The sequence below is a fragment of the Mesorhizobium sp. M7A.F.Ca.CA.002.05.1.1 genome (genome assembly GCF_003998335.1).
GTDB lineage: Bacteria > Pseudomonadota > Alphaproteobacteria > Rhizobiales > Rhizobiaceae > Mesorhizobium.
Window position 1 is genome coordinate 1 of sequence record NZ_RZQI01000196.1, and the last position, 8,042, is coordinate 8,042.

9 protein-coding genes are annotated in these 8,042 nt (G+C 63.0%); 4 read left to right on the plus strand and 5 right to left on the minus strand.

Features of this window, described 5'->3' with window-relative positions; all coding sequences use genetic code 11:
• The 3 genes from EN939_RS12675 to EN939_RS12685 all read left to right on the plus strand — a co-directional run.
• On the plus strand, nt 1-898 hold an 898-nt coding region (locus EN939_RS12675; protein WP_164750969.1), incomplete at its 5' end, for a D-arabinono-1,4-lactone oxidase.
• Nucleotides 899-913: 15 nt separating this feature from the next.
• Nucleotides 914-1,546, plus strand: a complete 633-nt coding sequence (locus EN939_RS12680; protein WP_127268288.1) for a hypothetical protein — start codon at nt 914-916, stop codon at nt 1,544-1,546.
• 96 nt (nt 1,547-1,642) lie between these two features.
• On the plus strand, nt 1,643-2,173 hold the full coding sequence (locus tag EN939_RS12685; RefSeq protein ID WP_127268289.1) for a dihydrofolate reductase family protein: 531 nt from the start codon (nt 1,643-1,645) through the stop codon (nt 2,171-2,173).
• Between the two features lie 27 nt (nt 2,174-2,200).
• On the opposite strand, the gene EN939_RS12690 is transcribed toward EN939_RS12685, so the two are convergent.
• The 3 genes from EN939_RS12690 to EN939_RS12700 form a co-directional block, all read right to left on the minus strand.
• Entirely contained in the window at nt 2,201-2,722 is a 522-nt protein-coding gene (locus EN939_RS12690; RefSeq protein ID WP_127268290.1) for a hypothetical protein, read from the minus strand.
• A 149-nt stretch (nt 2,723-2,871) separates the two neighbouring features.
• Nucleotides 2,872-4,002, minus strand: coding sequence for a hypothetical protein (locus EN939_RS12695; protein WP_127268291.1), 1,131 nt, complete (start codon nt 4,000-4,002; stop codon nt 2,872-2,874).
• Nucleotides 4,003-4,008: 6 nt separating this feature from the next.
• Complete coding sequence (locus EN939_RS12700; protein ID WP_127268292.1) at nt 4,009-4,443, minus strand: DUF4383 domain-containing protein; 435 nt, start codon at nt 4,441-4,443, stop codon at nt 4,009-4,011.
• Nucleotides 4,444-5,156: 713 nt separating this feature from the next.
• On the opposite strand from EN939_RS12700, the gene EN939_RS12705 reads away from it, so the two are divergent.
• Complete coding sequence (locus EN939_RS12705) at nt 5,157-6,095, plus strand: diacylglycerol/lipid kinase family protein (protein ID WP_127268294.1); 939 nt, start codon at nt 5,157-5,159, stop codon at nt 6,093-6,095.
• Between the two features lie 79 nt (nt 6,096-6,174).
• On the opposite strand, the gene EN939_RS12710 is transcribed toward EN939_RS12705, so the two are convergent.
• The gene (locus EN939_RS12710; protein WP_127268293.1) at nt 6,175-7,092 is read right to left on the minus strand and encodes an NAD(P)-dependent oxidoreductase; all 918 of its coding nucleotides are present in this window, start codon (nt 7,090-7,092) and stop codon (nt 6,175-6,177) included.
• On the minus strand, nt 7,089-8,042 hold a 954-nt coding region (locus EN939_RS12715), incomplete at its 5' end, for a mandelate racemase/muconate lactonizing enzyme family protein (RefSeq protein WP_164750970.1). The genes EN939_RS12710 and EN939_RS12715, both read right to left, overlap by 4 nt.

The window sequence follows — 8,042 nt, forward strand, 5'->3', positions numbered from 1 at the left end:
GTTCGGCGTGGTGCTGGAGGCGACGCTCGATGTCGTCGACAACGCCGTCTACCGGACCTCGCGCGAAATCATCAGATCGGACGATTTTCCGAAATTCTTCGCCGAGGTGCTGGAGCCGAACAAGGACATCGGCCTGTTCTACGGCCATCTGTCGACGGCGCCCGGCAATTTCCTCGAGGACATGATCGTCTACCGTTACGACAAGGTGGCGGAGCAGCCGCCGGCGGATCAGCCTGAGATCGGCGAGCCGGGTTCGGTTGGGTTGAAGCGGGTGATCATCAACCTGGCGAAATGGGGCAGCCTGTTCCAGGAACTGAAGTGGTTCACCGAAAAGACCCTGGAGCCGAAATTCGAAAGCTGCACGGTGGCGCGCACCTCAGCCATGGCCGAGGGCGAGGCTTGTCTCGTCACCCGCAACAACCCGATGCACGATTCGGTGCCCTATCTCTTCAACGATCAGATGGAAGAAACCGACATCCTGCACGAATATTTTATTCCACGTGCCGCCTATGTCGAATTCATCGCGGAAGCGCGCGAGATCCTGCGCAACCAGACGCTGCCGGTGCTCAATGCTTCGGTGCGCATCGTCCACAAGGAGGATGTGGCGCTGACCTACGCGCCGGAGCCGGCCTATTCGCTGGTGCTCTACATCAACCAGCCGACCGATGCCGACGGCAATGCCAGGATGCGGGCGCTGACGCGGGCGCTGATCGACGTGACGATCAAGCATGGCGGGCGCTTCTTCCTGCCTTACCAGCTGCATTATACGGCCAGGGAATTGCTGGCCTCCTATCCCGAACTGCCGGCCTTCCTGGCGGCGAAGCGGCAGTATGACCCGACGGAACTGTTTTCCTCGACCTTCTACCGTGCCATCAAGGCGCTGAGCGGGGTGGCGTAGACGTTAGGAGACTTCATGCGCAAGGTATCAGCCGCGGCACTCATCCTCATCGCGCTGTGCGCTGGCCCTGCCGGAGCCGAGGATCTCAAGGCCTTCAAGCTGACCATCGACGGTGTGACGGTCGATATCGATCCCGGCGAGAGCGCAGACGTGACCCTGCCTGGCGGCAAGCAGAGCAAGGTGACGCTCGAACGCAACGACTTCGCCACCTTTTCCGGCAGCGTTTTCTCCTTCGTTCACCCCAGCAACATTTCGGTGACCAAGACCGACCTCGGCGATGATATCACGCAGTATCTGATGGCGTCGGCTCTCGGCACGATCGTCGTGGTGCAGGAATATGGCGCGATGAATCCGGTGTCGCTTAACCAGCTGATGCTGCAGGAGATGACCAAGGAATCGGTGCTGGCCGGCGCCACGCTGACGCAGGAGCCGACGACGCGCAAACTCGCCGACGGCAAGGAATTGACCGGGATCCGCGCCGAGGTGACGACACGCACCGACACCGCCGATTTCGAGATCGTCGGCTTCGGCCTGGCCGATCGGGGGCTGCTGTTCATCACCCGCATTGCCGGCGAGGATGCAGCGACCGAAAAGCCGCTGATCGACAAGTTCTGGAAGAGCCTGAAAGTCAAGTTGCAGCGGGACTAGGGTCGTGTCCCGGTTTGAATTTCGGTTGGGATCCACACTTTTGCGTAACGGCGGCTCAAGTTATTCTGACGATCCGGAGGTTGGAGATCCTGCAGCATGGCGAAGCTCATTTTCAGAATGAACCAGTCCCTCGACGGTTACGTCGACCACCAGAAAATGCCGTCAGGCCCGACAATCTTTCGTCACTGGATGGAGCAAGTGCGCAATTTGAGTGGCAGTGTGTACGGTCGCGGCATGTACGAGGTCATGCGCTATTGGGACGAAGACAGTCCTGAGTGGAACGCGGAGGCGCACGAATTCGCGGCGGCGTGGCGGAGCCAACCGAAATGGGTTGTGTCGCGCTCGCTGAAGTCGGTCGGCCCCAATGCCACACTTGTCGCGGACGACGTCGAGGCGGTGATAGGTGGGCTTAAGGCTGAGCTCGTCGGGGAGATTTCAGTTTCCGGACCAGACCTGGCACGAAGCCTGACCGACCTTGGTCTTATCGATGAATATCAACTCTACCTCCATCCGTTCGTGCTCGGTCAGGGCAAGCCATTCTTCGCCGGCCCCCGGCCGCCGCTTCGCTTTGTGGCCAGCGATTTGATTGGCGACGACGTGATCAGGTTGACCTATGTGCCTGCCTGACCACGCGGTCGTCAAACGCCAGGGGGCTTACAGCCCCTTTGGCATCAGTCCGGCCAGCCAGTTCACGGAGCGTTTCGCGGCGTCGGCGGTTGCCGAGGCGGCGCGGCCGAGATCGGTCTTGACCACGGCGTAGCCGTTCTTGGTGCGATAGAGCACACCGGTTCCGCCATCGACCACCTGTTCATAGGCGACGGGCCGGGCGGCATCGGCTTCCATGGCCGTCGTCGGCGAACCGACCGAGACGCTTGGCCGGTGGCTCAATTCAGGCGGCAATGGGCTTTCGGTTCTGACGACCCGGCTGGCGGGCTTCAGTTTCGGGCGCGATGCGGTCGCGGCCAGTTGCGAGGAGGACGACGAACCCTTCGTGCGGCAGATGCCGGAGACGAGCGGATAATTGAAATTGCGCTCGTGCAGCATCTGGCTCTTCATCGCCGCTTCGCACTCGGCGACGGTCGACCACTTGGCCGGCGTCTCGCCGATATATTCGCAAAGCTTGGCGTCGCAGTCGCAGCCGACTATGGTCATGGCGATAAGGGCGGTCTTGATCACGGTCTTGTCCCTTCGAGATGCCCCCGGCAGCCCATTCATTTCTTCCCAGTCCTTCGCGCGCGAACAAGGCGGGATTTGGCCGCGATTGTGGAATGGGCGTGGCGGAGGCCAGGAAATGCATGATCCTGGCCGGGCGTGGCCGAAAGGCCTCAGTAGTCGTAGACGTGTTCAAGCTTGGCGCCGGCCTTGATCAGCGCCGGCAGCACGAGATGCAGCTTGCGCACGGCGACGATCATGCCGGTGCGGCGCATCGCCGGGTCGGCCGGCAGCGGATAGCTGAACAGGATGCGCATGCCTTCGGGGATGACGATCGTATCGGTGGAGAGCACGGTGACCATGATCTCGTCATTGCCGCCGATCTCGACGAAGGAGACGCCCTTGTCGATCAGGCGCGGGATCACTTCGGTGAACACCTGATAGCGCCTGGTGACGAAGATGGTGCCGTCAGCGCCCATGTCGCGTTCGAGCAAGGTGTCGGGCTCGTTGCGGGTGGCTTCGCCGACGGGTCCCTTGGCCCAGACATGGATGTCGAGCAAGGCGGGGTCCATCGTGGCAGCGAGCGCCTTGGTGATCAGGTCGGCATAGCCCTGCTTGATGGTGTCGGCGAGGCCGAAGGCGAGCTTGCGTTCGCTGGTGCGGATGGAACTGTCGCCCGGCGCCGACTGCACCGCAAACAGGCCGGCGCGCTTGTCGGCATAGGGGAACTGATACCAGGGCACCTGGTCGAGAAACCCTGCATAGTCCGCCGCCATCTTGGCCTGATAGATGTCGGCGGCGGTGCGCTTGGCCGTCGTCGCCTCGGTGATGCGGCCGACCGTGTTCTCATAGGCCCACTGCAATATATGCTCGATCGAGTGGCTGGTGCCGATGATGACCAGCATCTGGTGGTTGGCGTAGTTGAACTTATAGGGAGAACTGGCGCGGATGACCATGGCGTAGTCCTGCCAGAAGCGGCCGACATAGGACCAGTAGGGGAAGCCGCTCGGCTGGTCCTTGTCGACGAAGCCGGCATATTCGCGCGCGGCGTAGACGATCGCCCATTCCGGATAGGTGAGGAAGGTCGATTCCTCCGGCCGCTGGTAGCCTGGGATCTCGGCGCGAACCTTGTCGGCCAGCGCCTTGGGCGGCGCGCCGTCAGCAATGCCGGGCAGCGGCGTCTTGTCGAGCGACGACGTCGTCAGAAAGCCGTAGCTCAGCCCGGCGATCGGGATGAGGATGACGATGACGATCACCCAGAGGATCGTCTTGATGATGCGCTTCAGCCAGCGGAACAGGAACATGGCCAGTCAGGCCGTGGCGAAGTGTTCGTGTATGCGCCTGGCCAGCCGGAAGCCGACATAGACGGCGAAGCCACCAATGACGAGGTGCGGCAGGTTGGCGAAGAAGCGAGCCGGGAATTCGATATCGTTGAGGGAGCGGAAGCCGTTGATGAAGATACCGGCATCGAGGCAGCCGGAACCGGTGATCAGCCCGAGCACGCCGTCGAACAGGTAGACCGAACCGAACAGCTTGAAATAGAACACCGCCTGGCGGTGCGAGATGAAGGCGGCGGCCAGAGCCCAGACGCCGGAGAAGGCGTGCAGCAGGTCGTCATACCATTGCAGCGAGAACAGGCCGAACAGATTGCCGTCGGCGTCGTTGAACGCCGGTATGTAGCCGATGGCGACGACGCCGAAGAACAGGAAGGCATAGGCGACGGCAAGCTTCTGGATGAGCGTCATGAAGTGTCCCCTCGAAGAGTCCGCCTGAAAACAGACTCTGACGCTGGGATACTAGCTGATTTTGGCGCGCGGTGAAGCGGCGCCCGCGAGATCGCCGGCGAAGGATATCGAGGGGCAAAAAGGCAGTCGGCGCCGGGATTTCTCCCAGCGCCTCCCTGTCAGATCAGGACACGGTCGCGGCAGCAACTTCCGTAAAGTCGTCGCGCCTTGCCGGCCTTGATTTTGACGGTCCTGCCAGTCCGCCGCCCGAGAGCAGCGTCCGTTCGGGACCACGCCGGTTTTCACCCTTGCGGGCTTTGCCCTGCGCACCATCGAAGGTTTTTGCCGTCCTTCATGGCAGCATCGGTCCGCCGTAGGCGTTGGCACGCTTTCCGCGGCCCCGTAGGTCTCGGCTCCGTCCCTCAAAACAGGCAAGCCTGCTCTCGCTTCGGGCCGTACGGGCCTCAGGAAATCCGCCTTTCACTTCGCCTTTCGGCTTGATGATCGGTAGCCGCCTGAGATGGGTTTAACGTACGCCGGGTAAGGGTCCTGGGGAATGGCCGGAGGCCTGTGGATAACGGGATTATCGGGGATCAAGCTGGGATAACGAAATTTTCCTGTCCGCCACGATGGGCCTCATCGGCGGACATTCGGCCTTGCCCTGCCGCCCGGTGCGGTCTTCAATGCCGGCAAAGGATCGGACCTGCATGTCCGGCGCCGGGGAGGGCGGGTATTTGAAAGTTGGAGTGGTTCTCAACCCGATTGCCGGTGGGGGCCGGCTGAAACGGCATTGGCCTGATGTCGCCGTGTCGCTGAAAAAGCATTTCGGCGAATTCGAACTGCGCGAGACGCAAGCGGAAGGCGACGCCGAAAGGCTGGCAATCGATCTCGCGATGATTGGCTTCGACCTGGTGATCGCGGCCGGCGGCGACGGCACCGCCAGCGAAGTGGCCGACGGGCTGCTGCAAGCGGCCAGGGAAAGCGGCCGGACCACCGAGCTTGGGCTCTTGCCATGCGGCACCGGCATCGATTTCGCGCGTGGGCTAGGGCTGCCGAAAAAGGTCGATGCCGTGCTGAAGCGGATCGCCGAAGCCACGCCCCGCAAGGTCGATGCCGGACGCATCTGCTACGTCGACGATCACGGCGCGCTGGCCAGCCGGCATTTCATCAACATCGCCAGCCTGGGGCTTTCCGGCGCCACTGACCGCGCCGTCAATGCCGACAAGCGCAAGGGCAGGATGTCGGCCAAGGCGCTGTTCCTGTGGCGCACCGTGGTCGAGTTCATCCGCTACCGCTTCCAGGAGGTCAGCATCACGGTCGACGACGGCGTCCCCGTCGAAGCGCGCATGGCGCTGGTGGCGGTGGCAAACGGAAAGTTCTTCGGCGGCGGCATGATGATCGCGCCGGATGCGGAACTGACCGACGGGCAGTTCGACATCGTCATCCTGCGCGCGGCCGGCAAGCTGAAGCTGATCTGGGACATCCGGCTGCTCTATGGCGGCCGGCATCGCAATCATCCTGCGATCACCATCCTGCGCGGCAGGAAAGTGGTGGTCGAACCGCTCGGCGATGCGTCAGAGAATGGCGCGCTGGTCGACATAGACGGCGAGTCGCCGGGACGCATACCCGCGACCTTCGAGATCCTGCCCGGTGCATTGACGCTCAGATATTGAATCAAGCCGTTGACAGATTGATTCAGATGGATCCGCCGATCCAGCCAACGCCCTGAAATCGTTTGATATCCAGCCGGCGTCAGAGTTCGAGCTTGGCCGGGAAACCAGGTGCGCGCAGGTCGGTGCCGACGGCATCTTCCAACAGTTTGACGATCTGGGTCGACCAGGCGCCGCCGCCATAGGCGGCCTTGCCTTGCTGAAAAATGGCGTTGACGCGCGATGCCAGCTCAAGCGGCACGCCGGACTGCTCGCCGATGGCGAGCGCGAAGCCGAGGTCCTTCAGCGCCAGGTCCATGGTGAAGCCGATGTCGTAGGAGCCGTTGAGGATGAGCTGGCTTTCGGTCTCGTGGACGAAGCTGTTGCCGGAGGAGGCTGATATGGCGTGGTAGGATTGGGCGAGGTCGAGCCCGCCTCGTTTGGCCAGCATCAGCGCTTCGCCGGCGGCAACGAGATGGATGAAGGCGAGCATGTTGGTGATCACCTTGATCACCGCCGCCGAGCCGACCGGGCCCATCAGAAACGATTTTGCGCACATCGCCTCGATGGCGGGGCGATGACGTTCATAGAGTGCGGCGTCGCCACCGACCAGCGCGGTGATCTTCCCAGCCGCCGCCAGGTGCACGCCACCGGTGACCGGGCATTCCAGCGTCTCGACGCCCCTGGCCGAGGCGAGGGCGGCGAGGCGGGTAATTTCGTCGCGGCCGTTGGTCGACATCTCGATCCAGGTGCCGCCTGCGGGCAGGCCCTCCAGCAGACCATCGGCGCCCGCCAGCACGGCTTCGCTCACCTTCGGAGAGGGCAGGCAGGAGATTGCGTTGCCGGCCCGTGCGGCGGCCTCGGCGGGGCTGCTTGCCGCTGTGGCCCCGAGCGCCACCAGGCGCTCGACGGCGGCGGGATCACGGTCGAAGACCGTGACGGCAAAGCCGTTGCGGATCAGGCTGGCGGCAAGGTTGCCGCCGAGGTGGCCAAGGCCGATGAAGGCGTAGCTTTCGCTCACGGCGTCAGCGGCGTCTGCATCATCTGCAGATGCAGGTCCTTGCCCGTGTAAGGGTGTGCTTCGCAGACCGCCTCGTTGAGCTCGACGCCGAGGCCGGGCTCCTTTGAGGGGATGATTTTGCCGTCCTGCCACTCGATCTTTTTCTTCAGCAGCGTGGCGTGGAAACCGTCCCACTGCTTCAGCGATTCGAGGATGAGGAAATTGGGCAGCGTCACCGCCAGTTGGATGTTGGCCGCACCGACGATCGGTCCGCAATAGCAATGCGGTGCGATCTGGATGTGGTAGGCCTCGGCCATGGCGGCGATCTTCTTGGTTTCGAGAATGCCGCCGGAGCGGCCGAGGTCCGGCTGCAGGATGGTCGCGGCGCGGTTCTCGATGACGCGGGCGAATTCAAACTTGGTCGTTAGCCGCTCGCCGGTGGCGATCGGGATCGAGGTCGCGCGGGCCACTTGGGCCATGACCTCAGGCATATCAGGCGGCACCGGCTCCTCGAACCACAAGGGATCGTAGGGCTCGATGGCGCGCGCCATGCGCAGCGCGCCGGACGCTGTGAACTGGCCGTGCGTGCCGAACAGGATGTCGGCGCGGGTGCCGACCGCCTCGCGGATCGCCTTGATCATGCGGGTGGACAGGTCGATATCGACGAGGCGCGGCTGATGGCCGTCGAAGGCTGTGTAGGGGCCGGCGGGGTCGAGCTTGACGGCATTGAAACCCTGCTCGACATATTCGAGCGCACAGGCAGCGGCGAGATCTGGATCGTTGTAGACGTTCTTGCCGTGCGCATCCTCGGAATGGACGCTGCCGCTGTGCGGATAGAGATAGGTGTAGGAACGCAGCGTTTCGTGCACCTGGCCGCCGAGCAGTTTATAGACCGGCTTGTCGGCTTCCTTGCCGATGATGTCCCAGCAGGCCATTTCCAGCGCCGAGAAGCAGCCCATGCCGGACACATC